This window comes from Acidisoma cellulosilyticum (genome assembly GCF_020621385.1).
Lineage (GTDB): Bacteria > Pseudomonadota > Alphaproteobacteria > Acetobacterales > Acetobacteraceae > Acidisoma > Acidisoma cellulosilyticum.
Genome location: NZ_JAESVA010000010.1, coordinates 15,049 through 40,942, shown reverse-complemented (window position 1 = coordinate 40,942; position 25,894 = coordinate 15,049). Strand labels below are relative to the sequence as shown.

The 25,894-nt window shown below is 64.4% G+C and carries 28 protein-coding genes; 15 read left to right on the top strand and 13 right to left on the bottom strand.

Features of this window, described 5'->3' with window-relative positions; translation table 11 throughout:
* Positions 1-53: 53 nt before the first annotated feature.
* The 4 genes from ACELLULO517_RS22020 (at position 54) to ACELLULO517_RS22005 (ending at position 6,897) form a co-directional block, all read left to right on the top strand.
* Positions 54-857 carry a phosphoadenosine phosphosulfate reductase gene (locus ACELLULO517_RS22020; RefSeq protein ID WP_227309588.1) on the top strand — a complete coding sequence of 268 codons (804 nt, stop codon included), beginning with the start codon at positions 54-56 and terminating at the stop codon, positions 855-857.
* Between the two features lie 21 nt (positions 858-878).
* Positions 879-1,130: a hypothetical protein gene (locus tag ACELLULO517_RS22015; RefSeq protein ID WP_227309587.1), complete on the top strand. Its 252-nt coding sequence runs from the start codon at positions 879-881 to the stop codon at positions 1,128-1,130.
* Positions 1,131-1,303: 173 nt separating this feature from the next.
* Positions 1,304-1,681: a DUF6876 family protein gene (locus ACELLULO517_RS22010; RefSeq protein ID WP_227309586.1), complete on the top strand. Its 378-nt coding sequence runs from the start codon at positions 1,304-1,306 to the stop codon at positions 1,679-1,681.
* Between the two features lie 107 nt (positions 1,682-1,788).
* Positions 1,789-6,897 (top strand): lactate dehydrogenase, encoded by a 5,109-nt coding sequence (locus ACELLULO517_RS22005; protein ID WP_227309585.1) that lies wholly within the window; start codon positions 1,789-1,791, stop codon positions 6,895-6,897.
* Between the two features lie 151 nt (positions 6,898-7,048).
* Here ACELLULO517_RS22005 and ACELLULO517_RS22000 read toward each other — a convergent pair whose 3' ends face one another.
* From ACELLULO517_RS22000 to ACELLULO517_RS21960, 9 genes are all read right to left on the bottom strand, one after another.
* Positions 7,049-8,311, bottom strand: coding sequence for an MFS transporter (locus ACELLULO517_RS22000; RefSeq protein WP_227309584.1), 1,263 nt, complete (start codon positions 8,309-8,311; stop codon positions 7,049-7,051).
* Positions 8,308-9,702, bottom strand: a complete 1,395-nt coding sequence (locus ACELLULO517_RS21995; RefSeq protein WP_227309583.1) for an FAD-dependent oxidoreductase — start codon at positions 9,700-9,702, stop codon at positions 8,308-8,310. The genes ACELLULO517_RS22000 and ACELLULO517_RS21995 overlap by 4 nt, the downstream gene beginning before the upstream one ends.
* Positions 9,703-9,748: 46 nt before the next feature.
* Complete coding sequence (locus ACELLULO517_RS21990) at positions 9,749-10,072, bottom strand: ArsR/SmtB family transcription factor (RefSeq protein WP_227309582.1); 324 nt, start codon at positions 10,070-10,072, stop codon at positions 9,749-9,751.
* A gap of 74 nt (positions 10,073-10,146) precedes the next feature.
* Entirely contained in the window at positions 10,147-10,869 is a 723-nt protein-coding gene (arsH, locus tag ACELLULO517_RS21985) for an arsenical resistance protein ArsH (protein ID WP_227309581.1), read from the bottom strand.
* The gene (arsB, locus tag ACELLULO517_RS21980; protein ID WP_227309580.1) at positions 10,869-11,924 is read right to left on the bottom strand and encodes an ACR3 family arsenite efflux transporter; all 1,056 of its coding nucleotides are present in this window, start codon (positions 11,922-11,924) and stop codon (positions 10,869-10,871) included. Before arsB ends, arsH begins: the two co-directional genes overlap by 1 nt.
* 9 nt (positions 11,925-11,933) lie before the next feature.
* Positions 11,934-12,359 carry an arsenate reductase (glutaredoxin) gene (gene arsC / locus ACELLULO517_RS21975; protein WP_227309579.1) on the bottom strand — a complete coding sequence of 142 codons (426 nt, stop codon included), beginning with the start codon at positions 12,357-12,359 and terminating at the stop codon, positions 11,934-11,936.
* Positions 12,360-12,367: 8 nt separating this feature from the next.
* Positions 12,368-12,895 carry an arsenate reductase ArsC gene (locus tag ACELLULO517_RS21970; protein WP_227309578.1) on the bottom strand — a complete coding sequence of 176 codons (528 nt, stop codon included), beginning with the start codon at positions 12,893-12,895 and terminating at the stop codon, positions 12,368-12,370.
* Positions 12,888-13,259 (bottom strand): ArsR/SmtB family transcription factor, encoded by a 372-nt coding sequence (locus tag ACELLULO517_RS21965; protein ID WP_227309577.1) that lies wholly within the window; start codon positions 13,257-13,259, stop codon positions 12,888-12,890. Before ACELLULO517_RS21965 ends, ACELLULO517_RS21970 begins: the two co-directional genes overlap by 8 nt.
* Before the next feature lie 629 nt (positions 13,260-13,888).
* Positions 13,889-14,536, bottom strand: coding sequence for a cation transporter (locus tag ACELLULO517_RS21960; protein WP_227309576.1), 648 nt, complete (start codon positions 14,534-14,536; stop codon positions 13,889-13,891).
* Positions 14,537-14,603: 67 nt separating this feature from the next.
* Between ACELLULO517_RS21960 and ACELLULO517_RS21955 the strand changes: the two genes are divergently transcribed.
* Positions 14,604-15,008, top strand: coding sequence for a MerR family transcriptional regulator (locus tag ACELLULO517_RS21955; RefSeq protein ID WP_227309575.1), 405 nt, complete (start codon positions 14,604-14,606; stop codon positions 15,006-15,008).
* A gap of 37 nt (positions 15,009-15,045) precedes the next feature.
* On the top strand, positions 15,046-15,606 hold the full coding sequence (locus ACELLULO517_RS21950) for an NUDIX hydrolase (protein WP_227309574.1): 561 nt from the start codon (positions 15,046-15,048) through the stop codon (positions 15,604-15,606).
* 290 nt (positions 15,607-15,896) lie between these two features.
* On the opposite strand, the gene ACELLULO517_RS21945 is transcribed toward ACELLULO517_RS21950, so the two are convergent.
* Positions 15,897-16,514: a cation transporter gene (locus ACELLULO517_RS21945; RefSeq protein WP_227309573.1), complete on the bottom strand. Its 618-nt coding sequence runs from the start codon at positions 16,512-16,514 to the stop codon at positions 15,897-15,899.
* Positions 16,515-16,882: 368 nt separating this feature from the next.
* On the opposite strand from ACELLULO517_RS21945, the gene ACELLULO517_RS21940 reads away from it, so the two are divergent.
* The 8 genes from ACELLULO517_RS21940 to ACELLULO517_RS21905 all read left to right on the top strand — a co-directional run bounded on the left by ACELLULO517_RS21940 (position 16,883) and on the right by ACELLULO517_RS21905 (position 20,983).
* Positions 16,883-18,562: a ParB/RepB/Spo0J family partition protein gene (locus ACELLULO517_RS21940; RefSeq protein ID WP_227309572.1), complete on the top strand. Its 1,680-nt coding sequence runs from the start codon at positions 16,883-16,885 to the stop codon at positions 18,560-18,562.
* A gap of 73 nt (positions 18,563-18,635) precedes the next feature.
* Positions 18,636-19,013: a hypothetical protein gene (locus tag ACELLULO517_RS21935; protein WP_227309571.1), complete on the top strand. Its 378-nt coding sequence runs from the start codon at positions 18,636-18,638 to the stop codon at positions 19,011-19,013.
* Positions 19,010-19,273, top strand: coding sequence for a hypothetical protein (locus tag ACELLULO517_RS21930; protein ID WP_227309570.1), 264 nt, complete (start codon positions 19,010-19,012; stop codon positions 19,271-19,273). Before ACELLULO517_RS21935 ends, ACELLULO517_RS21930 begins: the two co-directional genes overlap by 4 nt.
* Positions 19,260-19,532 carry a hypothetical protein gene (locus ACELLULO517_RS21925; RefSeq protein WP_227309569.1) on the top strand — a complete coding sequence of 91 codons (273 nt, stop codon included), beginning with the start codon at positions 19,260-19,262 and terminating at the stop codon, positions 19,530-19,532. The genes ACELLULO517_RS21930 and ACELLULO517_RS21925 overlap by 14 nt, the downstream gene beginning before the upstream one ends.
* A complete protein-coding gene (locus ACELLULO517_RS21920) occupies positions 19,529-19,714 on the top strand; it encodes a hypothetical protein (RefSeq protein ID WP_227309568.1) in 186 nt (61 codons plus the stop codon). The genes ACELLULO517_RS21925 and ACELLULO517_RS21920 overlap by 4 nt, the downstream gene beginning before the upstream one ends.
* A gap of 124 nt (positions 19,715-19,838) precedes the next feature.
* Positions 19,839-20,048: a hypothetical protein gene (locus tag ACELLULO517_RS21915; protein WP_227309567.1), complete on the top strand. Its 210-nt coding sequence runs from the start codon at positions 19,839-19,841 to the stop codon at positions 20,046-20,048.
* Between the two features lie 198 nt (positions 20,049-20,246).
* Positions 20,247-20,567, top strand: coding sequence for a hypothetical protein (locus tag ACELLULO517_RS21910; protein WP_227309566.1), 321 nt, complete (start codon positions 20,247-20,249; stop codon positions 20,565-20,567).
* Positions 20,564-20,983 carry a hypothetical protein gene (locus tag ACELLULO517_RS21905; protein WP_227309565.1) on the top strand — a complete coding sequence of 140 codons (420 nt, stop codon included), beginning with the start codon at positions 20,564-20,566 and terminating at the stop codon, positions 20,981-20,983. The genes ACELLULO517_RS21910 and ACELLULO517_RS21905 overlap by 4 nt, the downstream gene beginning before the upstream one ends.
* Here the strand turns inward: ACELLULO517_RS21905 and ACELLULO517_RS21900 are convergent.
* The 3 genes from ACELLULO517_RS21900 to ACELLULO517_RS21890 all read right to left on the bottom strand — a co-directional run bounded on the left by ACELLULO517_RS21900 (position 20,935) and on the right by ACELLULO517_RS21890 (position 24,399).
* The gene (locus ACELLULO517_RS21900; RefSeq protein ID WP_227309564.1) at positions 20,935-22,368 is read right to left on the bottom strand and encodes a hypothetical protein; all 1,434 of its coding nucleotides are present in this window, start codon (positions 22,366-22,368) and stop codon (positions 20,935-20,937) included. The genes ACELLULO517_RS21905 and ACELLULO517_RS21900 overlap by 49 nt on opposite strands.
* A gap of 72 nt (positions 22,369-22,440) precedes the next feature.
* Positions 22,441-23,796 carry a hypothetical protein gene (locus tag ACELLULO517_RS21895; protein ID WP_227309563.1) on the bottom strand — a complete coding sequence of 452 codons (1,356 nt, stop codon included), beginning with the start codon at positions 23,794-23,796 and terminating at the stop codon, positions 22,441-22,443.
* Positions 23,797-23,844: 48 nt separating this feature from the next.
* Positions 23,845-24,399, bottom strand: coding sequence for a hypothetical protein (locus ACELLULO517_RS21890; protein WP_227309562.1), 555 nt, complete (start codon positions 24,397-24,399; stop codon positions 23,845-23,847).
* A 341-nt stretch (positions 24,400-24,740) separates the two neighbouring features.
* Here ACELLULO517_RS21890 and ACELLULO517_RS21885 point away from each other — a divergent pair, with 341 nt between their 5' ends.
* Positions 24,741-24,953, top strand: coding sequence for a hypothetical protein (locus ACELLULO517_RS21885; RefSeq protein ID WP_227309561.1), 213 nt, complete (start codon positions 24,741-24,743; stop codon positions 24,951-24,953).
* Positions 24,954-25,894: the final 941 nt, after the last annotated feature.

Here is a 25,894-nt window from a genome sequence, read left to right as displayed (position 1 = left end):
TCCGGCCTCTCGCCGGTTGCCCCACTTCCACATCTCAACCGCAGGAGAATCCCATGGCACCTCGCCGCGCCACGGCCGCGCTCGCCTTCGGCGCGGATCCGATCGTTGTCGCCTATGGCATGGGCGTCGATAGCACCGCCATGCTGATTGGCTTGCGCAACCGGAAGGTCCGCATCGACCTCATTCTGTTCGCCGATACGGGTTCGGAGAAGCCGGAGACCATGGCGTATCTGCCAGTCATCCAGGATTGGCTCGCCGCGCAGGCGATGCCACCCGTCACCGTGATCAAGCGTACCAGCCCGCGTGCCGGAGACACTTCGCTGCATGGCGAATGCCTGCGGAAATCGGTGCTGCCCTCTCTCGCCTATGGCGGCCATTCGTGCAGCCTCAAATGGAAGGTTGACCCGCAATGGCGATACACCCAGCGATTCTTCGGCTGGGATCGCCGGCGCCAATCCTGGCCTCATGGTCCCTACGTGACCAAGCTGATCGGCTACGACGCGGGGCCTCGCGACAGCCGCCGCCAGGCGAACGCTGCTGGGAAATGGCCTCCCGGCCATCGCTACCGCTACCCGCTCGGGGAATGGGGTTGGACCCGTGAACTCTGCGCCGAAGTCATTGCGGCCGAGGGTCTGTCAGCCCCGGTTAAATCCGCCTGCTGGATGTGCCCGGCCTCGAAGCGGGCCGAAGTGGATTGGCTCGCCGCGGAGCATCCCGATCTCGCAGACGCCGCCATTGAAATGGAACGCCGCGCGCATGCCCGAGGGCTGCGCACGACTCAGGGGCTCGGCCGCCGATGGTCGTGGTCCGAACATCTCGGCTTGGGCAATCCCCGTCCGCTCGTCACCGCCGAGTAATCAAGCATTAGGAGAAACAGTATGGAGATCGCACCTAATTTCACGTATTCGCCCTGGCGCCATGGTGGTTGGTATGTTGACAACATTCGCTATCCTTCGGGCGCCGTTGGATGCGTGTCGCGCAATTACAGCGACCGCAAATGGCGCATCGTCTGCGACCCTCGCCCCTTCGAACAGCGCCCCACCTTCAAATCCCGCCAGGAAGCGGCCACGGCGGAATGGAATCTCGTGCGATCACTCGACGTGCTGACGAACTGCGAGTGCGAAAACTAAAAACGAACCTGGAGAGATGAAGCGCTGCCACTGAGCGATGTCCGCCGCAAGGGTCCGTCGCGCCGAAGTATGGCGCAACGGCCCGGCTTCGCCGGCTCGCGCCCTTGCCCCGTCCTTCGCCCAGCGGCTTCCGGAAAGGGTCTTCGAACAAGAAGATCTGAAAGGAAAGTCGCATGCAAACGGAAGAGACAACTGACAAACGAGCTGAGCTGCAGGCGGGTCTGGCCATGCACACGGGAACCGAGACATGGTTCAGGCACTGGGCCGGGGCAATGCTCTTCACTGAAGGCGTCCATTTTCTCGCCGAACAAGCGAACGCGTTCTGGCTGATCGACAACGTGGCTTGGGGCCGCTTGAACCCGAGCGTCAGCCGCGAAGAGTTCGTCGTTTGGAGGCTCCGGGTCAACGCCGATAAATCGGCCGAGCTGATCGCCGATGACGGCAATGGCGTAGAACTGCTGCGCCAGCACGTCCCCTGGACCGATTTCCCGCTCGAGGAAATCACTCTCTACCTCACCAACGGCGTGCTGTTGCTGCCCAGCGAATACTGAGCCGCCGGCTTGGCGCGCCCGCGCCTCCAAACCTCCCCTCAACCCGTCCGCCCGCTCCTGGTCCGCTCCGGCGGATGCCGTCGCGCGCGCCCCTCCCGGAGAGAATCATGACCAATGCCGCGCAATACAGCCTCGGCCTGTTCGACACGACCGCCCTTGGCTGGACCCTCGATGTCCCACGTACCACCTCGATCGAACCCATAGTTCCGGCTGTCGAACCAACGCCGTGCGTCAATGCCGCTCGGCCCGCGACGCGGATCGCTCCGGGCAAGAATTTCCGGCTCGACGGTGAGCGTGTCTTGGCCCGCAATTGGAACGGCCGCGCGCTCGATAATATTCGAGCCATCGCCCTCTCGAAGGAGATCGAAGACGCCGGCCGCGCAGCGTCCCGCGATGAGCAGGAGCAGCTTCTTCGTTTCATCGGCTTCGGCGCCACGGACCTGGCGCAGAACGCCTTCCCGCTGCCGGGAGCCGATGGGTTTCGCGACGGATGGGAGGATCTCGGCCAAAGCCTGGTCAGCAGCACCAGCGACGGGGAATACGCGGCTCTTCAGCGCGCGACGCAATACGCGCACTACACCCCTGAGCCGGTCATCCGCGCCATCTGGCGCGCTGCCCAACATCTGGGATATGGCGGCGGCCGTGTGCTGGAGCCCGGCATGGGCACTGGCCTGTTCTTCGCGCTCATGCCCGATGAGCTGCGTGGGTCATCGCGCCTGACCGGGATCGAGTACGATCCGATCACCGCGCGCATTGCACGGCTGCTCCACCCCGAAGCGCGCATCCATTGCGAGGATTATACCCGCAGCCGCCTCGGGGGTGGTTTCGACCTAGCGATCGGCAATCCCCCCTTTGCCGACCGCATCGTGCGCGGCGACCCGACGACGGCGAGCCTCGGGCTGCGCCTGCACGACTACTTCATCGCGCGGTCGATCAGCCGGCTGCGCCCCGGCGGCATCGCCCTGATGGTCACGAGCACCGGCACCATGGACAAGGCCAGCCGCACCGCCCGCGAGCATATCGCATCGATGGCCGATCTGGTCGGCGCCGTTCGCCTGCCCGAGGGCAGCATGAAGGCCACGGCCGGCACAGAAGTCGTCATCGACATTCTGGCCTTCCAGCGGCGCCCTGACGGTGTGCCCGCAACCGGCGCGCCTTGGATGGACCTTACCGAACTTCCCCTCGACGGCGGCGAGGGCGGGGACTCTAGCGATGCTGATATCGATCGAAGCGCAGAGCCTGCGCACCGGCATCTGCGCCGTGGCGTGGTCCAGATCAACGAGTATTTCGCGGCTCACCCCGAGATGGTCCTGGGATTGCACGGCCAGCGCCGAGGCATCTACGGACCCGGTTGGTCCTACACCTGCCGCCCGAACGCGCCGCTCGCCACGATTGAGGAGCAACTCGACCAGGCGCTCGCCCTTCTGCCCGTCGGCATTACGACCCCGCCGAGTGCCGACCATGACCGTGAGGACGACGACGATATATCGGCCGTCGGCCGTGCCGCCGATGGGGCCACGGTCAGGGAGGGCTCCTATGTCGCCGGGAAGGATGGCCGTCTCTGTCAGATCATCGACGGCCGAAGCAGCCCGGTCGCCATCCGCACTGGCAAAGGCGGTGAGGGCCTGACGCCGAAGGCCGCTAAGGTCATCCGCGCCCTCATGCCGATCCGCGACGCGGTGCGCGAGGTGCTGCGCGCCCAGGCCGCAGGGCAGCCTTGGATGCAGGCGCAGATCCGCCTTCGCACCGCTTATTCGACCTTCATCCGCTACCACGGTCCGATCAACCATACCGTCGTCACCGTCACCCGCGACGCCGACAGCGGTGAGGAAAAGGAATCCCACCGCCGGCCGAACCTGGCGCATTTTTCCGACGACCCGGATTGCTGGTTGGTCGCCTCGATCGAGGATTACGACCTGGAGGCCGGTATCGCGAAAAAGGGGCCGATCTTTGACCAACGCGTGGTGTCGCCGCCGATGACCCCGGTCATCACCTCGGCCACTGACGCGCTGGCCGTGGCGCTGAACGAGGTAGGCTTCGTCGATCCGGAGCGTCTGGCGGAGCTGCTGGAATGCGAACCCAAGGACGCGCTCGACCGCCTCGGTGCGACCGTCTTTCGCAATCCTTTGACCGAAGGTTGGGAGACGGCTGATGCCTACCTCTCGGGGCCGGTTCGCACCAAGCTCGCCGTTGCCCGCGACGCCGCGCTCCTCGATCCTCAATATGCCCGCAACGTCGAGGCTTTGCTGGAAGCGCAGCCGCAGGACATCCCCCCCTCGGGGATCACGGCCCGCCTCGGCGCGCCCTGGATTCCGACGAAGGATATCGAGGCATTCACGCTCGAGGTGATGGAGACCGAGACGCGCATCTTCCACATGGAGGAAGTCGCGACATGGACCGTGGACGGTCATCGCTTCGCCACGAGCGCCGCCGGAACCTCGGAATGGGGCACCCCTCGGCGGCATGCCGGCGCGCTGCTGCACGACGCGCTGAACAGTGCCACCCCGCAGATCTTCGATACCGAGATCGTGGACGGCAGCGAGCGCCGGGTGCTGAACCCGGAGGCGACAGAGGCGGCGAAGGAAAAGTTGAACAAGATCAAGACCGCGTTTTCGACCTGGGTCTGGGCCGATCACGAACGCGCTGATCGGCTCTCGCGGCTCTACAATGACCGCTTCAACAACCTGGTGCCCCGCCACTTCGATGGCTCGCACCTGACCTTGCCCGGCGCCAGCGACATCATCCGGCTCTATGGCCACCAGAAGCGGGTCATCTGGCGCATCATCACGTCCGGCAGCACCTACATGGCGCATGCGGTCGGCGCCGGAAAAACCTTCTCGATGGCGGCCGCGATCATGGAGCAGCGCCGCCTTGGGCTGATCTCGAAGGCGATGCTCGTCGTCCCTGGCCATTGCCTGGCCCAGGCAAGCCGGGAGTTCCTTCAGCTCTACCCGATCGCCCGCATCCTGGTCGCCGACGAGACGAACTTTGCCAAGGATAAACGCGCCCGCTTCCTGGCGCGCGCGGCCACGGGTTCCTGGGACGCGATCATCATCACGCATTCGGCCTTCCGCTTCATCGGCGTCCCCTCCGATTTCGAGCGCGGGATCATCTCGCAGCAGATCGATACCTTCGAGGCGCTGAAGCTCAAGGCTGACACTGACGATCGCGTCACGCGCAAGCGCCTGGAGGCGATGCGCGAGCGCCTTTCGGATCAATTGGAAGCGATCAAGGACCGGCGAGACGACATGGTGACGATCGACGAGATCGGCGTTTCGCAGATCATCGTCGATGAAGCCCAGGAGTTCCGCAAACTCACCTTCGCCACCAACCGCCTCAACCTGAAGGGCGTCGATCCCGAAGGCTCGCAGCGTGCCTGGGATCTTTACGTCAAGATGCGCTTCATCGATTCGAGGAACCCCCGTCGCGCCCTCATCCAAGCCTCGGGCACGCCGATCACGAACACGCTTGGTGAAATGTTCACGTTGCTACGCTTCCAGAACGAGGCGACGCTTCACGAGCGCGGCGTTCACGAGTTTGACGCCTGGGCCGCCTCGTTCGGTGACACACGCACGGAGCTGGAGCTTCAGCCCTCTGGCTCCTACAAGCCGGTCGAGCGTTTCTCGCAATTTGTGAACGTGCCCGAGCTGATCGACATGTTCCGCGCCTGTTCGGATATCGTCCTCAAGGAGGATTTGCGGCAATATCTCCGTCTGCCCAAAATCAAGACCGGTCAGCGCCAGTTGGTCACCGCCGAGGCTAGCGAAGCCTTTCGCGACTACCAGGCGCACCTTGCCGATCGCATCTCGGAGATCGAAAGCCGCACCCGCAAGGTCCAGAAGGGCGACGACATCCTGCTTGCTGTCATCACGGACGGCCGTCACGCCGCCATCGACATGCGCCTGGTCGGCCTCGCCAACGATAATGAACCTGATAACAAGCTCAACAAACTGATCGCCACTGTTCACGACATCTGGCTCCGCACGGCCAATGATCGCTTCAAGAAGCCGGACGGATCGCCTGATCCCATCCCCGGCGGTGGACAGATCATCTTCAGCGACCTTGGCACGCTGGAAGCTGAAAAAACGCGCGGCTTCTCGGCCTATCGCTGGATCAGGAACGAGCTTGTTCGCCTCGGCGTTCCGGTGTCGGACATTGCCATTGTCCAAGACTATAATCGGACAGCCGATAAACAGCGCCTGTTCAATGACTTCAATGCGGGCCGCATTCGTGTCCTGATCGGTTCGACCAAAAAGATGGGCACCGGGGCCAACGTCCAGCGGCGCCTGAAGGCCGAGCACCACCTCGATGTGCCTTGGTTGCCTTCTGACATCGAGCAGCGGGAAGGCCGGATCGAGCGTCAGGGCAATCAGTACGACGAGATCGAAATCTACGCTTACGCGACGCTTGGCTCCCTCGACGCGACCATGTGGCAAAATAACGAGCGCAAACAGCGCTTCGTGTCCGCTGCCCTTTCCGGTGATCGCAGCATCCGGACCATCGACGATATCGGCGAGGCTGCCAACCAGTTCGCGCTCGCCAAGGCCATCGCGTCGGGGGATGCGCGGCTGATGCAGAAGGCCGGGCTGGAAGCCGAGGTCGCTCGCCTGGACAGGCAGCGCGCGGCGCATTTCGACGATCAGTTGAACATCCGGCGCCGCATCGCCGACGCCGAGGCCGAACATCGCCACGCCACGAGGCGGATCGCCGACATCGGCAAGGACCTCATCCAGCACGTCTCCACGCGCGGCGATGCCTTTCGCATGGAATTCGAGGGACGGCTTGTCACTGATCGCCGCGTGGCCGGGACATCGCTTCTCTCCAAGGTGCGCCTCGCCGAACGCGCGAAGACTCCGATGGAGAAGGATATCGGTAGCATTGGCGGTTTCGCGCTCGCCTGCCACGCCGACCGCGGTTGGCGGCGGGAATTCGAGGCGAGCCTTCTCCTGCGCCGCAACGGGCTCGATCAAGAAATCCCCATCGACGACGAGCTGACGCCACTCGGGCTCATGTCTCGGATCGAACATATCCTCGATCGTCTCGGAATCGACCTACAGGAGCAGGAACGCCGCGCTGTCGAGGCGCTCAATCGCCTGAATGGCTACCAGGAGCGCAGTGGCCAGGCGTTCACACTGCAAGCGGAACTCGACGCAAAGCTGGCCCAGCTCGCACGGCTTGATGCCGATCTCGCGCAGACCGCGCAAAAAGCGGCCTAAATGGAAGCAGTATTGCCTCCAGAGCTGCGGAGAGGACGATTCAGGGCAGCGAACGCGCTGCTGGAGTCGCTGCGCCCACGCGGGGGAGCAGACGCCCGACGCTCAAATCGGAATTGCGTGCTGCCCCCGGTGCGATGGACAGTCATCCGTCTTAACAGCCTGCCGAGGCGGCTATGATCTCCGGCCGCAAATGCCTCGACACCATTCGGACGAGAATGATCACCAACAGCACGTTGGTGAGAGCTACCGCGAAGAGCACGCCGAGCGCTCCATCCGCGCCTAAACGCTCAATCAGTATCGAGCCGAGCAATGGCGACGCCGCCTGCATGACCAGACTTGGCATGGCAATACGGCCCACGATCGAGGGATACCGATGCTCACCGAAGACGGCGAGCGGAAGCGTGCCGCGAGCGATCGACTCGATGCCGATACCGGCGCCATAGAAAACTAGCGCCGCCGCGACGATCGGGAAGCCCATCCAGAGAAGCCCGACACCCGTGGCGACGAGGACGGTCGATGCGAGCTTCGTCCAGATCGGATGATGAAATCGACTGATCAGCATCTCAATCGCGCGAGCGCCAACCTGTGACGGGCCAATGATCGCCCCCAAGGCGACCGCAGCCGCAAGTGCGATGTCGCGGGCCTGGAGAATAGTCAGCAGATGGACTGAGAGCAGCGCTGAAATCATAGAGCTGATGGTGATGACGAGGGCGATCAGAGCGAACAACAGTCGCTCTCCCTTACGCACCGGCCCGTCGACGCGAGATCCACCTTCATGGGTTGCATCAGCGGATACGATGGTCTTTTTAGTGGGATCCTTTGGCAGCGCAAAGAGGTAGAGCGGCAGCAGAACAGCGACGTGGATACCCGCATAGACCAGGCAAGTGTTTCGCCAGCCAAGGTGAGAGACAAGTGCAGCCGAGAGCGGCCAGCAGACGGTGCTGGCAAAACCACCAAACAGCGTCAGTGTCGTGATCGCTGATCGGGCATGCTGACCATAAAGCCGACCGAGCGTGGCGAAGGCCGCATCGTACAGGCCGGCGCCCATGCCGATTCCGAGCACGAGCCACGACACGACATAGATTGGCAGATTGGGTGAAAGCGCTAAACCAATAAGGCCGAGCGCGAGAAACACGGCACTTGTCGCCAGAACCATGCGACCACCAAGCCGCTGGATGGTGTCGCCGACACGCGGCGAGACGATGCCGGCGACGAGAAGGCCAAGCGAAAGGCCGCCTACGATCCATCCAGGCGACCACCCCGTGTCGTCCGCGATCGGCTTCGCGAGCACGGCGAGGAGATAGTAGGACGAACCCCAGGCGAGGATCTGCGCCACGCCGAGGACGGGAATGATCGTCCGCAGGCGTGGCGCACCCTCAGTTGCAGAGAGGGGCTCGGTCGCAGTGACGGTCACGCCGCCACTCCGCAGCCACAGCCCTTCTTACCGGCTTCCTTGGCCGTTGCGTCGGCGAGACAGCATGCGTCCGCCTCCGCCGGAGCCGGACCGCCACAGCATCCCGAACCGTCGCCGGCATCGACCGAGAACGTCGTCGTGCAGACGCCCGTCTCGGGGAGCACGAGCTGAACATCGTCGGCCGCGACGAAGTCGCCAGCGAGCGCCGCAGCGATCGAACGGACTTGCTCATAACCGGTCAGAAGCAGGAAGGTCGGCGCACGGCCGTAGCTCTTGATACCGGCGGTGTAGAAACCGGCCTCCGGGTGCGCCAGCTCGCGATGCCCATGCGGTGGCACGGAGCCGCAGGAATGTTCGTTCGGATCGATCAGCGGTCCGAGCGCCTTGGCGCTCTCAAGCCAGGGATCGAGATCCAGGCGCAGTTCGCGGGTCAGCGACAGATCGGGACGCTGGCCGGTAGCCGCGATGATCCGGTCGACGGGTCCGATCTGTCGAGGCCCTACCGATGTCTCGCCTTCCACGACGATCCGACCGCCTTCGCTCCGCATGGCGATTGTTGAGAAGCCGGTGACGAGCGGCGCCCGGCCGCTCTCGACCAGTTCGCGCGTCTCGGCGCCGAGTTCGCCGCGCGCCGGCAACCGATCGGCGTCACCGCCGCCATATATGCGAACGAGGTCAATGCCGCGTGTCGCCCAGGTGAAGGTCGTCGATGGCTCGGCTTCCGTGAGGCGCGCCAGGTCGAGCAGCGCATTGGCGGCCGAATGGCCCGCACCGATGACCAGCGTCGTCTTCCCGGCATAAAGTGTCCGATGCCGTCCCAGGATGTCGGGGATTCCGTAGGCTATCCGATCGGCAAGCTCGACCTCGCCCTCCGCCGGCAGACCGTTCGCGCCGAGCGGGTTGGGTGCCGTCCAAGTGCCGGAGGCGTCGATCACCGCCCGGGCGAGATCGCGACGCACATCGCTGGCCGTCTCGATGACCAGCTCGAACGGGCGTTGCTCGCGGCCCCGGCTTACGACCTTGTCCAAGCCGCGCCGCGAGATGGCTGTGACGTGCGCACCGGTCTCGATTACGCCAAATAGCTCTGGCGTCGCGGCGAGCGGTTCGAGATAGCGGACGACGATCTCGCCGCCTGTTGGGAAGACATCCGCCCGCGGGCCCTGCCAGCCGGTGCGCTCAAGGAGCGCGACGGCGGCTGCATCCATGCAGTAGCGCCACGGCGTGAAGACCCGGACGTGACCCCAGTCGCGCATGTTCGCGCCGACGGCTGGCCCGGCCTCATAGACCTTCACCGGCAGATTCCGCGCGACGAGATGCGCCGCGGCTGCCAGGCCGACCGGGCCGCCGCCGATAACGGCGATGGGGAGGGAGTCGAGTGAGGGCGTCTTCATATTCGATCCTTCCGGGATTATGGAAATTAAAGGCAACAAGAAAGGCTTAAGCAGCCGCCTCTCCGTCTTGTTCGGTTGTGCAGGCCGCATCGACGCAGCACTCGTCGACAAGGAAGCCGACCAAGCTGTTCATGGCCGGGTAGTTCGCCCGACAGATCAGCGTCGTCACCTGTCGTTCCTGGGTGACGAGACCTGTCAGGATCAGCCGGTGCAGGTGGTGGGACAGCGTGGAGGCGGCGATCCCGATTTTCTCCTGCAGACGGCCGACCGGCAGCCCCCCGTCACCGGCACGAACCAGTGTCCGGTAGACTTGGAGCCGCGTCGGATTGCCGAGCGCTTCGAGCTGCTTTGCTGCTTCTTCGATATTCATGGAAATAGCTTTACTGCCAGCAAACGCCCGCCGTCAATTGCTATTTCGATGATCCTTGAAATAGACCGCCAGGGTCAGATCGCAGCCAGCTTGACCCGCGCGCCGAGCTTCTCCGCCGCCTCCTTGCGCTCGCTATAGCGGCTGGTGAGGTAGGCGGAGGGGCCGCGCGTCAGAAGGGTGAACTTCACCAACTCCTCCACGACGTCGACGACGCGATCGTAATAGGGCGACGGCTTCATCCGGCCGCCCTCATCGAACTGCTCATAGGCCTTGGCTACTGAGGACTGGTTCGGGATCGTGATCATGCGCATCCAGCGGCCGAGAACACGCATCTGGTTGACGGCGTTGAAGGACTGCGATCCGCCGCTCACCTGCATGACCGCGAGCGTCTTGCCCTGGGTGGGCCTGACCGCCCCGATAGACAGCGGTATCCAGTCGATCTGCGCCTTCATGATGCCCGTCATGGCGCCATGGCGCTCCGGGCTGCACCAGACATGTCCCTCCGACCAGGCCGACAGGTCGCGCAATTCCTGGACCTTGGGGTGATCGACGGGTGCATCATCCGGAAGCGGCAAGCCGCTGGGGTTGAAGATGCGAGTCTCAGCGCCGAAGGCTTCGAGAAGACGAGCGGCTTCCTGGGCCTGGAACCGGCTGAACGATCGGTCGCGCAGGGAGCCGTACAGCAGCAGGATGCGCGGCGGGTGCGTCGGCGGATCTGGGATCAGCGCAGCCGTCGTCGGGCGCTCGAACGCATCGGCATCGATGTTCGGCAAATCCACCAAATCGGGCGCCTGCATCAGCGCGCCTCTTTGACGACGCGCGGCGCTGTTTGGCCGCGCTCGTACCAGCCCTTCGACCGATTCACGATCCACACGACGGTCAGCATGACCGGCACCTCGATCAGCACGCCGACGACGGTCGCCAGGGCCGCTCCGGACTGGAAGCCGAACAGGCTGATGGCGGCGGCAACCGCAAGCTCGAAGAAGTTCGAGGCGCCGATCAGGGCGGAGGGGCCGGCGATGCAGTGTTGTTCGCCGGAAATCCGGTTCAGCAGATAGGCGAGCCCCGCGTTGAAATAGACCTGGATGAGGATCGGCACGGCGAGCAGCGCGATGACGAGCGGCTGCGCCAGGATCTGCTCACCCTGAAAGCCGAACAGCAGCACCAGTGTCGCAAGCAGGGCGATGAGCGAGACGGGCTGCAGCCGGTCGAGAAAGGCCTTCAGCCGCGGTTCCCCGCCACCCGCGAGGAGGCGCTGGCGCAGGAGTTGTGCGGCAATCACCGGCACGATGATGTAAAGCGCAACCGACAGGACAAGAGTGTTCCAGGGCACCGTGATGGCCGAGAGGCCGAGCAGCAAGCCGACGATCGGCGCAAAGGCGAACACCATGATGGAGTCGTTCAGCGCGACCTGGCTCAGCGTGAAATGCGGCTCGCCCTTGGTGAGGTTCGACCAGACGAACACCATCGCCGTGCAGGGCGCGGCGGCGAGGATGATGAGACCCGCGATGTAGCTGTCGATCTGCGCGGCCGGCAGATACGGCCGGAACAGATATCCGATAAACAGCCAGCCGAGCGCCGCCATCGAGAACGGCTTCACGGCCCAGTTGACGAACAGCGTGACGCCGATGCCGCGCCAATGCTCCTTCACCTGGCCGAGCGCGGCGAAGTCGATCTTGATCAGCATCGGCACGATCATCAGCCAGATCAATGCCGCGACCGGCAGATTGACCTTGGCAATCTCGGCGACGCCGATCGCATGAAACACGCCCGGCATGAAATGGCCGAGCGCGACGCCGGCCACGATGCAGAGCGCGACCCAGAGGGTGAGATAACGTTCAAAGGTGGACATGGAGCTGCCTTATGCTGTCGCAACGCGGCGGCCGTGTTCGTCCACCACGCGCTCACCGTCTTCCTTGACGAACTCGCCGCCCTGCGGCGGCAATAGATCGAGCACTTCCTCGGAAGGACGGCAGAGCCGAACGCCCTTGGGCGTTACGACGATCGGCCGGTTCATCAGGATCGAATGCGCCTGCATGGCGTCGAGAAGCTGGTCATCGGTCAGGTTCGGATCACCAAGGCCAAGCTCGGTATAGGGCGTGCCCTTCTCGCGCAGGAGCGCGCGAACGGGGATGCCCATGCGCGCAATGAGCTGCTTGAGCATCGCTCGCGAGGGTGGTGTCTTCAGATACTCGATGACGTGAGGTTCGATGCCGGCATTGCGGATCATCGTCAGCGTGTTGCGCGAGGTCCCGCAGTCGGGATTGTGGTAGATAATGATGTCCATGGCTTGCCTCATGCTGCGCTCGGGCGTGGAAACGTTGCGCCTTCGCTCTGACCGATCTCACGCAGCTTCGTGCCGAGTGCGATCGTGTCGAGGCTCTTCAACGGCAACGCCGTGAACACCTCGATGCGGGTCTTCAGGTAGCGAAACGCGGTGACGAAAGCGGCTTCCTTTTGGATATCCGAGCCTTCGACTGCCGCCGGGTCCGGGATGCCCCAATGCGCCGTCATCGGCTGGCCGGGCCACACGGGACAGGTCTCGCCCGCAGCGTCGTCGCAGACGGTGAACACGAAATCCATCACCGGTGCGTCAGGCCCCGTGAATTCCTCCCAGCTCTTCGATCGGAAACCGTCGGTCGGATAGTCGAAGCTCTCGAGCACCTTCAGCGCGAAGGGATTGACCCGGCCCTTCGGGTGACTGCCGGCTGAGAAGGCGCGGAAGTGTTCGCCGCCGTCCTTGCGCAGAATGCTCTCGGCCAGGATCGAGCGGGCGGAATTGCCGGTGCAGAGGAACAGCACATTGTAGATACGGTCAGCCATGGGCGACCTCCTTGGACGATGGCTTTTGTGGCGAACAACAGGGGGACAGGTCGGCGATCAGCGGCGCGCACAGCTCCGGCCGGCCGCCGCAGCAGTCCTTGACGAGGAAGCCGGCGAGCCCTCGCACCGCCTCGAGCTGGGCGCGGTAGACGATGGACCTGCTCTGCCGCTCAGCTTCGATCAGCCCGGCGCGGGTCAGGATGGCCAGATGCGTCGACATGGTGTTGTGGGGCACGCCCATGCGGCGCGCGACCTCGCCGGCCGGAAGCCCGTCTGGTTCGTGCTCCATCAGGAGCCGAAACACCTCCAGTCGGGTGGACTGGGCGAGCGCCGAGAATGCGAGGATGGCTTGATCTGTGTCCATATGTCGATATTACCCGACATACGGACGGGACGCAAGAAATTCCGTATAAAACGGTGAAGGGAGAGGGAGCCACCCGCCAAAGCTGTGAGGAGTAACGTCCGATAACGACGACACGAAGTGCAGCGAGAAGAACGACTTTTTCGTTGTCAGTCCGATCGCACCACATAACCGCGCCGGCCGCATAATACGCATTATGCGGAGTGAGGCGTGATGCGGAGTGGCCGGGACGGAGCCGAGGATTTTCGTGCATTTCACCCTGATCATGCTCCGCATAATCCCAAGGGGTGAGCGGATGCGGCGCCTCGCTGGTGGCGAGACGCCGCGGGTCGGTCAGCGCGACCAGATGAGCTTGTGCTCGGCGTTGTCGCCCTGGACCAGAGAGGCGTAGACCGGGCCTAAGGTCCGGCCCGGCGCCAGACCAGCCTGCAGAGAGGCCGTTTGGGCGGCTTGGGCACAGTCATCCCGGGGAGAACGACGCGGAGCGGCAGCGACAGCGGCAGAGCAAGCCACTCCCGCACGAGCCATCGCAACATAACAACAGGCCGGCCGGGTCCTTATCTCAACGGCCGGCCCCGGCGTCGACGGGTGTCGAATCCACCGTAGAGGACTCTGTCGACGTGGGCACAGGCTCAGCCCGCAGCACTGACAGGAGTCAGCCTCGATTCGGCCAGCTCGCCGCTCGCCTGACGGATGATCTGCCATCCGCCGCTCATGCCGAGCATGGCCATGACTCCGGCGACCACGAGGTCCGGCCATGCGGTGCCCGTCCCGAACACACCGGCAGCGGCCGCGAGCACGGCAAGATTGCCGATCGCGTCGTTGCGCGAGCAGATCCATACAGAGCGCATGTTCGCATCGCCGGTGCGGAAGCGGTAGAGCATCAGCGCGATGCCGCCGTTTGCGAACAGCGCCACTACGCCGACGATGCTCATCGTGTCTGCCCCAGGCAACCTGCCTGCGTAGGCATGCCACGCGGTAGAGGCCAGAACCGCCGTGGCAAGAAGGGCAAGGGACCAGCCCTTCAGCAGTGCCGCCCGCGCGCGCCAGGTGATTGCCATGCCGACAACACTGAGACTGATCATGTAATTTGCCGCGTCGCCGAGGAAGTCGATCGCATCGGCCTGGAGCGATGCAGATCCCGCGGCGACGCCGGCAACGATTTCGCCGAGGAACATGCCGGCGTTAATGCCGAGGGCGATCCAGAGCGCTAGCCGCCATTGCGGGTTGTTCTGGGCTTCGCTTGAAGAGCACGTATCGTTGTGGCAGCAGCCGGCCATATGTCACCTCGCCAGATCCGATGTGACGCCCTATATGGACCCTGTTGTCACTACAGGGTCAAGGGGCATGGCAGACTTCTCCATCGGCGAACTGGCCAAGCGGACGCTCACCAAGGTCGAGACGATCCGGTACTATGAACGCATCGGCCTTCTACCCGAACCAGCGCGGACCGAAGGCAACTACCGCTCGTATGACCGAGCGCAGCTTGGACGTCTGAGTTTCATCAGGCGTGCCCGCGACCTTGGCTTCTCCATCGATCAGGTCCGTGAACTCCTCGATCTCGCTGACCAGCGTGATCGGTCATGCGAGGCCGTGGACGTCATCGCTCGCCAGCATCTGGCCGAGGTGGAACGCAAGATCGCCGATCTGACTGCCCTGCGCGTCGAACTTTCCGACGTGCTTGGAGGCTGCCAGCGGGGCACGGTCGCAGACTGCCGTATTATCGAGACGCTCGCACCGGCTCCGGCTTAGGGATTGCCCGCCCGGTTCGCCGAGCCTTTGCCGAGAGGTGGTCAACCGGCTTTCACTCGGAGACAGTGACGGAGATCAGCGCCAGGAGGACGAATCCATCGCAAAGCAGCAGTCGAAGAGCGGCACTGTTCGGGTGCAATATGGAGCGTTGCCATATCGCCGCAATGAAGCCGGCGAGGTCGAAGTTCTGCTCCTCACATCGCGTACACGCAGGCGCTGGATCATCCCGAAGGGGTGGCCGATCAAAGGATTGAAGCCGGCGAAGTCAGCGGCCCGCGAAGCATTCGAGGAAGCCGGCGTACGTGGGGTAATCAGCGGCAAGCCGCTCGGACGCTTCACCTACAACAAGTTGCTCGACGAGGACGGGCGCGCCGTCATCTGCGAGGTTACCGTTTTTTCCCTCACGGTGAAGCGGCAGCTCAAGGTTTGGCCAGAGGTCGAGCAGCGCGAGACCCGTTGGGTGGCCGCGAGCGAGGCCGGTGCGCTGACCGATGAGGACGGACTAAGGCCAATACTGGAGGCGTTTTCCGTGAAGATGGAAGCGAAGCGCAAGCTTGTGCCCAAGCAAAGAGCCGAAGAGGCGAAGGTTTCCGAGTAGCTCTCCCCAGGCCAGGGTGTGAACAAGACAATGCGCCCTCCACGGCTCGGGACACTCGACACACAAGTCAGAGAGTGTGGGTAAGCACGCCAAGCGAGGAAGCAGACAGGGAGACGACCGCAGCGCCGAGGGTCCGTCCTTCACCGGCCCGGTCTACGCCTCCCTGGTCCAGGGCGACAACGCCGAGCACAAGCTCATATGGTCGAGCCGACCGACCCGCGGCGTCTCGCCACCAGCGAGGCGCCGCAGCCGCACCCGCTCACCCTGCATAATTCCGGACCGGCTCGAGTTCAGCCGTCCCTCACGTGGCCGAGCGCTGCGCGTCCCTCCTTTACACCGTAGAAGACGATCACCAGTCCGGAGAGCGGGTCTGCCCACCACCAGCCGAGCAGGGCATTCAGCCCGACGCCGCACAGGACGGCGGCCGCGAGCGCGGCGTCGATCATCGTGACGCGCGCCTCGGTGCGCAGGACGATGTTGCCGAGTGCACGCCCTGTGACGAGCTTGCCATATGCCAGCGACACCATCGTTACGACCGTGAGTGCGAGCCACGCTATACCGAGCGACGACTGCACCGGGTGGTGGCGGTTGGCGAGCATCCAGATCGATTGGATGAGCACATAGGCCGCCAGGAGGTAGAACGCTGCCCCGATGAGTCTGAGGGCAATACGCTCACGATTGCTGGAATCTTCGCCCTTGAGTTGCCAAATGACAACGACAGAGGCGAAGATCTCTATCAGGCTGTCGAGCCCGAAGCCCGCCATGGCTGTCGAACTCGACGCGATGGCCATCGCGATCATGACCGGTGTGCCCACCACGTTCCAAGCAAGTGTGGCGTACTCCAGCCAGAGCCCGCGTCGGAGTAGGCGGTTGGGCAGTATTTTCGAGTGGGTGTGCAGCATCTTCATAGAGCTACCACAAAGCCACTCGGTTGTGGCGAGTGGCGGCGCGGCGCTGGCTCGATCGAAGGCGCAATACGAAGGCGACGGCGCCGCCGCCGCCTTCTTGCCAGCCGGTGATCCTGACCACACCGGCTCCGCGCACCACGCGCAACACATCTTCCCCTGAGCAACCGACCCTGTTCTGAACAGGGCGAGAAGGAGATCGATAAAAAGGGGGAACGCATGCCGCGCTCGGTTCGCCCGCCGCAAGGGTCGCGCGCAAGCGCGCGTCCGGCAAGCCGGCTTCGCCCTTGCCCCGGGCAAGCCCGGCGCAGCCGCGGGGAGGGGTCTCCCGAGAAAATAGGGGGACGGAACAACCCACAAGGAATCAAAACATGACCGAACTTCGTAGCGTCGATCCGCGTACACTCAAGCCCAGCACCACCAACACCCGCACTGTCCCGGTGCCCCCTCAAATGGATGCGGAACTGCTGGCCTCGATCCGCGCCATCGGAATCATTCAGCCCCCCGTGGTCCGGGAATACGAGGGAGAACTGATCATCAAGGTCGGCCACCGCCGGGTGAAGGCCGCCATCGAAGCGGATCTCTCGACCATCGACGTTCTCGTCAAAAACTCCGAGGCCAGCGTCACCCAGATGATGTCGCTGTCGGAGAACGCGCATCGCGCACCGCCGCATCCCGTCGATATCTGGCGCGGCGTGAAGCAGCTCGAGGATCTGGGCTGGAACGAGCAATCAATCGCCGACGCGCTGGCGTTGACGGTGCGGATCGTACGTCGCGTGAAGCTCCTCGCGCACATTCACGAGCCGATGCTCGGGGCCATGACCCGCGGGCGCATGCCGAGCGAGGACGAACTGCGCCTGATCGCCAATGCCTCGCTCGAAGAGCAGGCGCAGGTGTGGAAGAAGCACAAGCCCAAGAAGAACGAAGACGCGGCCTGGTATAGCATCGCACGCGCGCTTTCGAAACGCCGTATCCCGTTCTCGGCCGCCAAGTTCGATGACGTGCTCGCCGCACAGTACGGTGTCACCTGGCTGGATGATCTGTTCGCGCCGGCCGACGAGGACACGCGCTACACCACCGATGTCGAGGGCTTCTTCGGCGCCCAGCAGGAATGGCTGGAGAACAACCTGCCGAAGGCCGGCGTCGTGATCCCGGTTGACGAATACGGCCAGGCCGCGCTGCCCAAAAAGGCGGAGCGTGTTTACGGCAAGCTGGGCAAGGGCGATAGCATCGGCCACTTCCTCGATCCGCGCACGGCGGAGGTCAAAACCGTCGCCTTCCGGATGCCCCAGGACAAGAAGGCAACCAAAGGCAAAGGGCAAGTAGACGCGCCCGTCGAGCTTCCTCCGAAGGCCCAGCGACCCGATGTCACCCAGAAGGGCCTGGCGATCATCGGTGATCTGCGCACCGACGCTCTGCACGAGGCGCTGAAGGCCGACCCGATCGACGACGTCAAGCTGATCGGCCTCCTGGTGCTAGCCCTGGGCGGGCGCAACGTCGTGGTCCAGAGCGGCCTCAACGCGGGTGGCGCGGATCGCACGGACATCTGCGACCGCCTGTCGCCCGACGGCACGCTGACGCTGGACGACGATGTGATCCGCACGGCTGCGCGCGACATGCTGACCCAGGTTCTGTCCTGCCGGGAGAATATGTCCAATAGCGGCCTTGTCGCGCGCGTTGCCGGCGAGACCATCGGCGCCTCGCTCCGCCTGCCCAGCATGGCGACGGACGAGTTCCTGTCCTGCCTCTCCCGTCAGGCGCTGGAACGGGAAGCGGCGGCCAACCAGGTGCGCGTCGAGGTCCGGGTGAAAGACACACGGGCCGGCGTCGTCAAGCACTTCGCCGGGGCGACCTGGCATTACCCCGACGCCGTGTTCGCAATCAGCGCAGCCGAGCGCGACGCGGAAAGCGTCGGCGGTCGGCAGTGGGTGCCGGGTCTCTCCGCCGGCGAGGACGGGGCCGAGCCGGCTGACGGGGCGGAAGACCTGAGTGAGGACGGCAGCGCGCAGGACGAGGTGGATGACGAGTCCACCTATTCGGTCGCCGCCTAGCCATCCGCAAGGCCCGGCTGTCCTAACGGATGGCCGGGCCGCTTTCCCAAACCCTCCATCATGGAGACCGATCATGAACCAGGTCAGCCCTGATTGCGGGCCGCGGCCGGCTGCGCCGATCCACGCCCCGAACTTCTCCACCGGGAGCGCCCCCATGGGCATCGATCCGCATCGCATCCGTGATGCCATCCTCGCTAAACGCACGCAGATCGCCGCGTTGGAACTCGAATGGAGTAGCGCCTCGGAACGCGCCGCCGCTCGCGCTGCCGGCGGCACCGCGCGGCTCGGCGAGCGTGAAACCTGGGACAGGGCGACTTGGGACCGCTACCTGTCCGCTGCCAGCGACTGCCAGGACGCCTACATGCCGCGCCTGCGCCGCCTCTATGCCGAAGTCACCCGGCTCGAATTCCTGGCCGATCCGCTGCCCACCAATACCAGGAGGGTCGCATGATCGAGCCGGATCAGGACCTCCCGGAGGGTTTTGCCAGCGACACACACCGGGACGGTCGCGTCACCCTTCGCCGGCATGGGGTTATTGCTGGCGAATTCCCCATGCTCACGCCGAGAGCGGTGATCGGGTCATGGGCCTCGGCCTACGAGGCAGGGCACGTACAGGGCGAAAAGACCGGATTTGCTCAGGGTCGGTCCCAGCTCGCAGGCGAGCTGCGGAACCTCCTGCAGATCGAGGGAGGACACCATGCCGCAGCCTGACCTCGATGCGCGTGGCCTCCCGCCGATCTGCTACATCCGTCATCCGACTTCGGGCGAGACCGTCGCCATCCTTCGGAACGAGGATGGCTACCGGCCGGCGCAAACCCTTTGCTCGCCGGAATGCCTCAACGCGAAGCTTTCGGCCCCGCCGACCGAGGCCCAAATCAGCGCGATGAAACATGGCTCGCTCATGGGGTGGGCTACGCCAGGGGCTGACCCCGCCTTCTGGGCGCGATTGCGGGGGGCGGATCACCGATGAGAAAGCAAATCAAGGTCGGCGATCGTATCAAGTTCAAGGCCGCAACCCGCGACAGGTATCGCATGGCGACCCGGGTTGTTCGCGGTTTCGACAATCAGGGTCGCCCGCTCGTCGGATACGCGGGCTGGCGCGACTTCATCGTGCATCGCCACGAGATTATCGAGGTTTTGAAACCCCGCTAGCAGCTCCGGCGAGCCCGGCGGGTGCCGTTCGCACGATGCCGCGCTAACCGTCTGGCATGGCCGCACTGTGCTCATGCGCCCGCACGGGGGCGCTTCCAATCCTACCCTCCCGAAAGGTGACATCATGGAGATCCATTCCTCCGTGACGCTGAAGCGCGTCATGGACGCGGCGAACCGCCGCCTGACCACTCTGGACGATCCTGGGCTCTGTCTGCATTGCGGCGCCGACGCCGAGGGCGTCGAGCCCGATGCCCAGGAATACGAGTGTGAAATCTGCGGGGAAAGCGGCGTCTACGGCGCCGAAGAGATCCTCATGCGCCTGGAGCTACCGTGACACACGGCGCTCCTGCCTCGCCAGCAACAACGCCTGGCGGAGGGAAGCAAATCTCCTCCGCCAGCTCGCCCGTCGCTCGCACCTATTGCAGGATTCGAGCGACATCCTGATGCGCGAGGCCATCGCCGCGGATGCCTGTGCCGATGCGTGGCTGCACTGCGCGATCGATTTGCCAGCTCAACCATGGAGCAATGACCCATGAGCCGTCACGAAATCCCAGCCCGCAACCCCCAGCACACCGTCGCGGTCGGCTGGGATAATCCGCTCAGCACCTTTTTCGCACAGGTCTCCCGGCCGGTGGATGATGAGGACGAGGAAGACCCCATCATCCTCTGGGTCGGTGCCGATCGCCCTCGTGAAATCCTCACCGTTGAGGATTTGGCCCGGTGCCTCGCACCCTTCGCCGATCTCTCGCCTGAGATGATGGAGCGGCTGCGCGCCGATCGTGGCGCGAAGCTCGACCAGGCACCCACCCAGGCGCAGCGGGAGGCCATCAACTTTATCCGGAGGTCCCGATGATCCGCCAATATTTCGCCCAACGCTGCCAAGGCGGCGCCAATCCGCTGCGCGTCGGCATCATCCCCGCCGGCGCCATCTTCTATATCCAGGACGATCCATGGTGGCGCGACCGCTTTCGCGGTCGGCCTACCTGCCGCGAGCCCTGGATTGTCGAGTCATTTCTCAATGGCGAAATCGCCGCCGCCCGGCGTGATCCCGGCACTGGTTTCTGGGTCAACGTCTACGCCGCACGTCGGTCGGACATGGCGGTGATCCGCTCGCTTCGCAGCGGTCGCCGCCGGCAGATCGCCGTCAGAATCCTGATCCTTCATGAGGATGAGGGCCTCCGGCGCGATGGTGGCGGCTATCCCGATTTGCCGGCGCTTCCCTACTGCAGGCAAATGCCGTCCGGACGACACGTCGCCCGCGCGGCATGAAGGAGCGAGCCGCTCTCTGAACTGACACGGCGTCTCCTATGGAAACCGACCGTCTCCAGGGCATCCGCCAGCCTTCCCAGCTTGTGCGCGATACTGCCGACGCTGATATCACCGGCCGCCAGGGATAACCGCAATGCGGCGCGATTACCGATCGTGATCGGCAATCCCAGCAGGACATTCTGCGCCGCCAGCGTGTCGTAGAGCCCGATCAACTCGGGCATCGACATCCAGCCCCGCTTGCCCCTGCGTACGGCGAAGGGCACGATGCCGGAATCCCGGCCGCAGAATGCGACATGGTGGATGTGCCGGCTCTCGAACCCCTCGAAATCCGGGAATTCGGCCAGGAAGTCCTTCAGCTCCATCGTCATCTGTGCCATGCGGATATCCGCCTTCGGGCCGAGATCCACGAATTGCTCCAGGGCATGGAGACCTGGCATCCAGCGCAGCATGTTCCCGAAACCACGCGAGAACCCCAGGCCGGACTTCCAGTTCAGCCCGGTATCCTCGGCCAGTAGCTCAGCCGCCTGGTTCATCACCGTCTCGCCGAAGGTGTTTGGCGGCACCAGGAGCGCACCAGATGGCAACGGCCCGCCGAGGAACGTCGAGCCCGAGATCACGGTCGGATATCCGAGCTTGAGGAAATCGGCGATGCGGCTTGCGCGCACCCGCATCTGCGTCGCATCGATCATGTCCGCCTGCATCGCAAGCGGACCTGCAGCACCTGTCGCGTCCCCAAACGTCAAAAGGCCGATGGATCGGCCCCCCGATGCCCGTTGATGGCGACGGTAGGTCTCCGCAATGTCAGCGTCGTCGATAAACTCGCCACGCGCTTGGCGCAGCGAGATTTCCACGACCTCGATATTATCCGCCAGAAGCGCGTCTCCATGATCCTCGCCAGGCCGGACGACGTGCCCGCGCATGCCGGCAGGAACGTCACTTCCCAGCTCGCCAAAGCTCGGCGCCAGCCAGCGCATCGGCTCTCCATCGCACGCCAGCGTAAAGAGCATCGCCGCGATCCGGAACGCATCCGCTGGCGACGATGCCACGAGCATTTTCGTTCCCGGCGGCGCTGAGATCGCCTTCAGGAGTTTCTCATGGAAAAGGCGTTTCAGTTCCACCAGAAGGTTTTTAACGTCGCCACGATCCTGGCCATTGATCACGTAATGATAGGGCGCCTCGCAGGTCTCATACGCCCAGTCCAGCAGCGGCATGGCAGAGCAGGACGAGAACAGCGCGAATTCGTCGTTGCGGACTCGACGCGGGATGAAGTGGCGAAGCAGCCCCTGGGGCTCGCCCTTGGCCGGCGCCGCAACGCCCGCCGACAGCATCGCCATCAGGGCGGCTTCCCGGTCGCAATCGAACCAAGGCCGGCTCGTTCGAATCATCGTGGCGTCTCTCCAGCGCGTCCACGATCCTCATAGCGGCGCGTTTTGCGCACGGCGCGGCCGATCGAGAGTCTATTCCTCATTTTTTGGCGTACCGAGTTGACGCCATAGTTCACGCCGAAACTGCTTGTCGCGCCACTCCTGCTGCCAATGCGCCGGCATTTGAAAATCATGGTTAATCACACTTGCTGCGCCCGCGGCCTCCTGCATCTCAGGATGCAGTCGTGCCTTGCGCTCCCGATAGCCCTCATCGGCATAGCCCATCGTCTCGACGACGGCGCGTTTTGCGCGGCCGTCGCGGTCCCGCGCCGTCACGATGAAGTCCGGAATGACCGGCGGCCGTGACCGGCCATCCGGCCATTTGTCCGAAACCAGGCTGTCCATCGGCTTGTCGATCGTGACGATCGAGCCACTTCCCTTCAGCATCGCATACTGGAAGTTCTTCAACAGCATCAGCGTATGCCGTTCGGCATCGCTATCGACCAGCATCAGCCGGTCGAGCGATGCGCAGGGATGAACATAGGCCGCCGTGATCTGTGCCCGGGCGCCCGGCGATGGCCGGGCGACGATGCAGAGCGTGAGATAGGGCGCCCGGGCGTCAACGGCTATGCCCGGTTCGTCCTCCGGACGATCCCCGAAGACGGCCATCCTCCCCGTCACCGGCAACTCCTCGCCGTTCAGCGTGCGCAGCATGCCGGCGCGCACGGACTGCGCGCGGACCAGCAGCACGCCATGCGGCCGCGTGTGGGGGTAGGTCTCGTCGCTGGCCGCCTCGATATTCGCCGCCAAGGCCGGCAGCTTGGCGACGCTCATGCACAGCGCGTCCGCCAGGCGCACCTGTTTATCGAGATGGATCTCCCGCGCCACCGGCCAGATGGGACGCATCTGCTCGGGCAAGGGCGGTGGCTTGAAGCCGCCTGCCTCGACCCGCTGCAAGCCCGCTTCCGTCATCAGCCGCACCAGCAAGGCCGCGAGCTGCGGCCGGCGATTGGCCGAGGACGCGATCTCGCGCCGCATCGGCGATGCCGCCGATGCGATCATGAAGGATCGCACCAGGCGGATGTTCTTTCGCTTGGGCTGATAGCTCGCGCTGATCTCGGCCTGCTCGGCGGGCTCGCGGTAAAACTCGCACGCTTCGGCATGCTGCGGCCATTCGTCAGTAACGTGCCGGCGCAGAAAGGTCTCCAGCACCGGCACAAGCACCGGCGGCGCCGGCAATCCGGGGCGGCAATCGCAATGGACCCAATAGCCTCGGTCCGTCGTCTGAAGACGACGAATGATCGGGATCGCGTCGGCGCGCGCCTTCTCGGTTCCGCCGTAGCGGCCGAACGCCGCGCGAATGAGATTATCCTCCTCGACATCGAGGGGCGTGGCGCCGTCGATGTCGCCCTTGAGCGCTGCCTTCAGAATAGCAAAACCTCCCGCCATCACCGATAGCGAGAGGTTTTGCCATGGCAGTTTGCGAACGGCGCGGGACTAGCTCGCGAGCAGGGCATCCATGTCGGCGGCCACGTCACGCGGCAACCACATCTGGCCTTCCTGCGCCAGATGCACAGCGCGCGCGACACCCTCGGCTTCCTCGGCGCGAAGATGCGCCTCGATCGTGGCCTCTGCCGCCCGGCGCTCCTGTTCGTTCAGCCGCTCCTCGAGCGCCTGCAACCAGAAGCCGCTATCGCGTTTCGCCTGTGTGAGCTGGCGGCGGCCTTCACCCACGGCCGACCAGGCGCGTCGCGCAGAGCGCGCGGCTTCGACCGCGGTTGCCACCAGCGGATCCAGCATCGCGCGGAGCTGTACGTTCCGTCGCGCACCCGGTTCGGAGTCGAGATGATTGAGGATGTGCTCGGCCGCCTCCTCATCGACGCGATCCCGAAAATCCATCATCGGCAGATCGAGGTCATAGGCGCCCGCGAGCATGTCGAGTGTGCGGACATCGGGTGCCAGCAACCGCATCAAGTCCAGTGTCGGACGACCGCGCTCCTCCACCGGGAAGCGCACCACATTGGTCGTTCCGGGCAAGAGATCATCTGCCATGGGAACCTCCTACAAAGTGTCTGAGATTCAATATATAGTATTTCTTGCTGATTGCAACTACAAACTATTGTAATGTCTCGCTTTTCTAACCGTCCGAAAGAGAGTCCGGAACTGATTCTTTTCGCAGCATTTTCGAGTCCCAACTTGCCGAGGTGCTGCCCGTCATGACCGACTCCTTTGGGTGGATTTGCGAATTCTAATGCGGTGAGGCTACGGCCCGGCCGCCTATTGGCAACCGCTGCGCGGTGCTCCTCTCCGTTGCGCCCCTAACGGGTGCCAACAGGCTCTATCCGGTCCGTTGATCGCCTCCGCAATTCGCAAGTCACCCAAAGGAGCCGATCATGACTACAACCGTTGAAGCACTCGCCAATATGAGCCGCCGCGTTGCCCGCTACTTCCATCGCCTGTTCAGCCCTCTCTTCCGGAAGGCCGAACTGACGTTCGGTGTCACCATCGCCATCCCGCCGTTCATCAAGATGGAGCTGCACTACAAGAAATCCTTTGAATCTCCAGCCAACGACAACCGTCACGCACGCAAGCGTCGCACGGCCTGACCGGCTTTGCCGGTCTTCACCGGCGCGGCTCGATGCCGCGCCGGTTTCTGTCGTCCAGTCATCCCTGGCCGAGATCGCGTTCAGGTCCGCTCCTTCGGATCGGACGATGGCCTTGCGGCCGCGACGGGCTTGCGGCCGTCTCCCACCTGACAACAGCGGGGCCTGGCGCCCACGCCAGCCCATCCCACCGCGCATCCTCCGCGTCCGTGGCTGCCGCTGACAGCAAGACGGCGCAGGGGCCAGCGAGGCTTCTCTTTTGCCAGGGGTCTACCCCGTGTGGCCTGGTGTCAGAGCCGGCAGCGGCACGGGCTGCGATGGACTACTCCGGGCTTGGCATCGCGGGCAGCGGCGGCGTTGCCGTCGCCCAAGCCCTCGTTCCCGATACCCGATCCTGCACCGCGAGCTTCGGGCCCTCGGCCGCGGTATCCTTGTTGGGGTGGCGGCTATCTCCGGGCGATCCGGTCGGGAAGCCCGACATCTGGCGGGGGTGGCCACAGGCCGTCTCGTTGGCAAGGTCGGTCCCTCGGCGGGGCGTCCTCGCTCCGAGGCTTCGATGCTGTCGATCGGAACCGGATTGCGGGCTTAAGGGGCGGCGTCGCCTCCGCCAGGGCCGGGTGGGGTGAGCGCCTAGCCCGGGGTGGTGTCGTGCTGTTGTTCGGGCCGGGGCGGGCAGGGAGCGGACTGCTACCCAAGCGTTCCATGGCCATCTCCCATCTCACAACAGCCGGGGGAAGGGATTCACAGACCCAAAGCCTGCTTTCCGGCCTTCGGTTGCGCTGATCTAGGCCGGCCGTCTCGGGCCGCTTACCCCCGCTTCGCCGTCCAGGCGCATGCGCGCCTGTTCTGACGGGCGAAGCGCCTCCGGTTCGGACGGCACCGGGTCGCTGCGCTCCCGCACCACTGCCGTCCTTCAGGGGTGCAGCCCTCACCTTACCCGGCCT

What these genes read in the sequence shown, in the direction of transcription:
- arsH (WP_227309581.1), bottom strand. Translation starts at nt 10,869, where the DNA reads ATGCAGGCGCCCGATTTGGTGGATTTGCCGAACATCGATGCCGATGCG.
- ACELLULO517_RS21910 (WP_227309566.1), top strand. Translation starts at nt 20,247, where the DNA reads ATGAGCCGTCACGAAATCCCAGCCCGCAACCCCCAGCACACCGTCGCG.
- ACELLULO517_RS21955 (WP_227309575.1), top strand. Translation starts at nt 14,604, where the DNA reads ATGGCAGACTTCTCCATCGGCGAACTGGCCAAGCGGACGCTCACCAAG.
- ACELLULO517_RS21905 (WP_227309565.1), top strand. Translation starts at nt 20,564, where the DNA reads ATGATCCGCCAATATTTCGCCCAACGCTGCCAAGGCGGCGCCAATCCG.
- ACELLULO517_RS21940 (WP_227309572.1), top strand. Translation starts at nt 16,883, where the DNA reads ATGACCGAACTTCGTAGCGTCGATCCGCGTACACTCAAGCCCAGCACC.
- ACELLULO517_RS21915 (WP_227309567.1), top strand. Translation starts at nt 19,839, where the DNA reads ATGGAGATCCATTCCTCCGTGACGCTGAAGCGCGTCATGGACGCGGCG.
- ACELLULO517_RS22015 (WP_227309587.1), top strand. Translation starts at nt 879, where the DNA reads ATGGAGATCGCACCTAATTTCACGTATTCGCCCTGGCGCCATGGTGGT.
- ACELLULO517_RS21935 (WP_227309571.1), top strand. Translation starts at nt 18,636, where the DNA reads ATGAACCAGGTCAGCCCTGATTGCGGGCCGCGGCCGGCTGCGCCGATC.
- ACELLULO517_RS21995 (WP_227309583.1), bottom strand. Translation starts at nt 9,702, where the DNA reads ATGAAGACGCCCTCACTCGACTCCCTCCCCATCGCCGTTATCGGCGGC.
- arsC (WP_227309579.1), bottom strand. Translation starts at nt 12,359, where the DNA reads ATGGACATCATTATCTACCACAATCCCGACTGCGGGACCTCGCGCAAC.
- ACELLULO517_RS21960 (WP_227309576.1), bottom strand. Translation starts at nt 14,536, where the DNA reads ATGGCCGGCTGCTGCCACAACGATACGTGCTCTTCAAGCGAAGCCCAG.
- ACELLULO517_RS21895 (WP_227309563.1), bottom strand. Translation starts at nt 23,796, where the DNA reads ATGGCGGGAGGTTTTGCTATTCTGAAGGCAGCGCTCAAGGGCGACATC.
- ACELLULO517_RS22020 (WP_227309588.1), top strand. Translation starts at nt 54, where the DNA reads ATGGCACCTCGCCGCGCCACGGCCGCGCTCGCCTTCGGCGCGGATCCG.
- ACELLULO517_RS21885 (WP_227309561.1), top strand. Translation starts at nt 24,741, where the DNA reads ATGACTACAACCGTTGAAGCACTCGCCAATATGAGCCGCCGCGTTGCC.
- ACELLULO517_RS21965 (WP_227309577.1), bottom strand. Translation starts at nt 13,259, where the DNA reads ATGGACACAGATCAAGCCATCCTCGCATTCTCGGCGCTCGCCCAGTCC.
- ACELLULO517_RS22010 (WP_227309586.1), top strand. Translation starts at nt 1,304, where the DNA reads ATGCAAACGGAAGAGACAACTGACAAACGAGCTGAGCTGCAGGCGGGT.
- arsB (WP_227309580.1), bottom strand. Translation starts at nt 11,924, where the DNA reads ATGTCCACCTTTGAACGTTATCTCACCCTCTGGGTCGCGCTCTGCATC.
- ACELLULO517_RS21900 (WP_227309564.1), bottom strand. Translation starts at nt 22,368, where the DNA reads ATGATTCGAACGAGCCGGCCTTGGTTCGATTGCGACCGGGAAGCCGCC.
- ACELLULO517_RS21930 (WP_227309570.1), top strand. Translation starts at nt 19,010, where the DNA reads ATGATCGAGCCGGATCAGGACCTCCCGGAGGGTTTTGCCAGCGACACA.
- ACELLULO517_RS21970 (WP_227309578.1), bottom strand. Translation starts at nt 12,895, where the DNA reads ATGGCTGACCGTATCTACAATGTGCTGTTCCTCTGCACCGGCAATTCC.
- ACELLULO517_RS21890 (WP_227309562.1), bottom strand. Translation starts at nt 24,399, where the DNA reads ATGGCAGATGATCTCTTGCCCGGAACGACCAATGTGGTGCGCTTCCCG.
- ACELLULO517_RS22005 (WP_227309585.1), top strand. Translation starts at nt 1,789, where the DNA reads ATGACCAATGCCGCGCAATACAGCCTCGGCCTGTTCGACACGACCGCC.
- ACELLULO517_RS21945 (WP_227309573.1), bottom strand. Translation starts at nt 16,514, where the DNA reads ATGAAGATGCTGCACACCCACTCGAAAATACTGCCCAACCGCCTACTC.
- ACELLULO517_RS21925 (WP_227309569.1), top strand. Translation starts at nt 19,260, where the DNA reads ATGCCGCAGCCTGACCTCGATGCGCGTGGCCTCCCGCCGATCTGCTAC.
- ACELLULO517_RS21990 (WP_227309582.1), bottom strand. Translation starts at nt 10,072, where the DNA reads ATGAATATCGAAGAAGCAGCAAAGCAGCTCGAAGCGCTCGGCAATCCG.
- ACELLULO517_RS21920 (WP_227309568.1), top strand. Translation starts at nt 19,529, where the DNA reads ATGAGAAAGCAAATCAAGGTCGGCGATCGTATCAAGTTCAAGGCCGCA.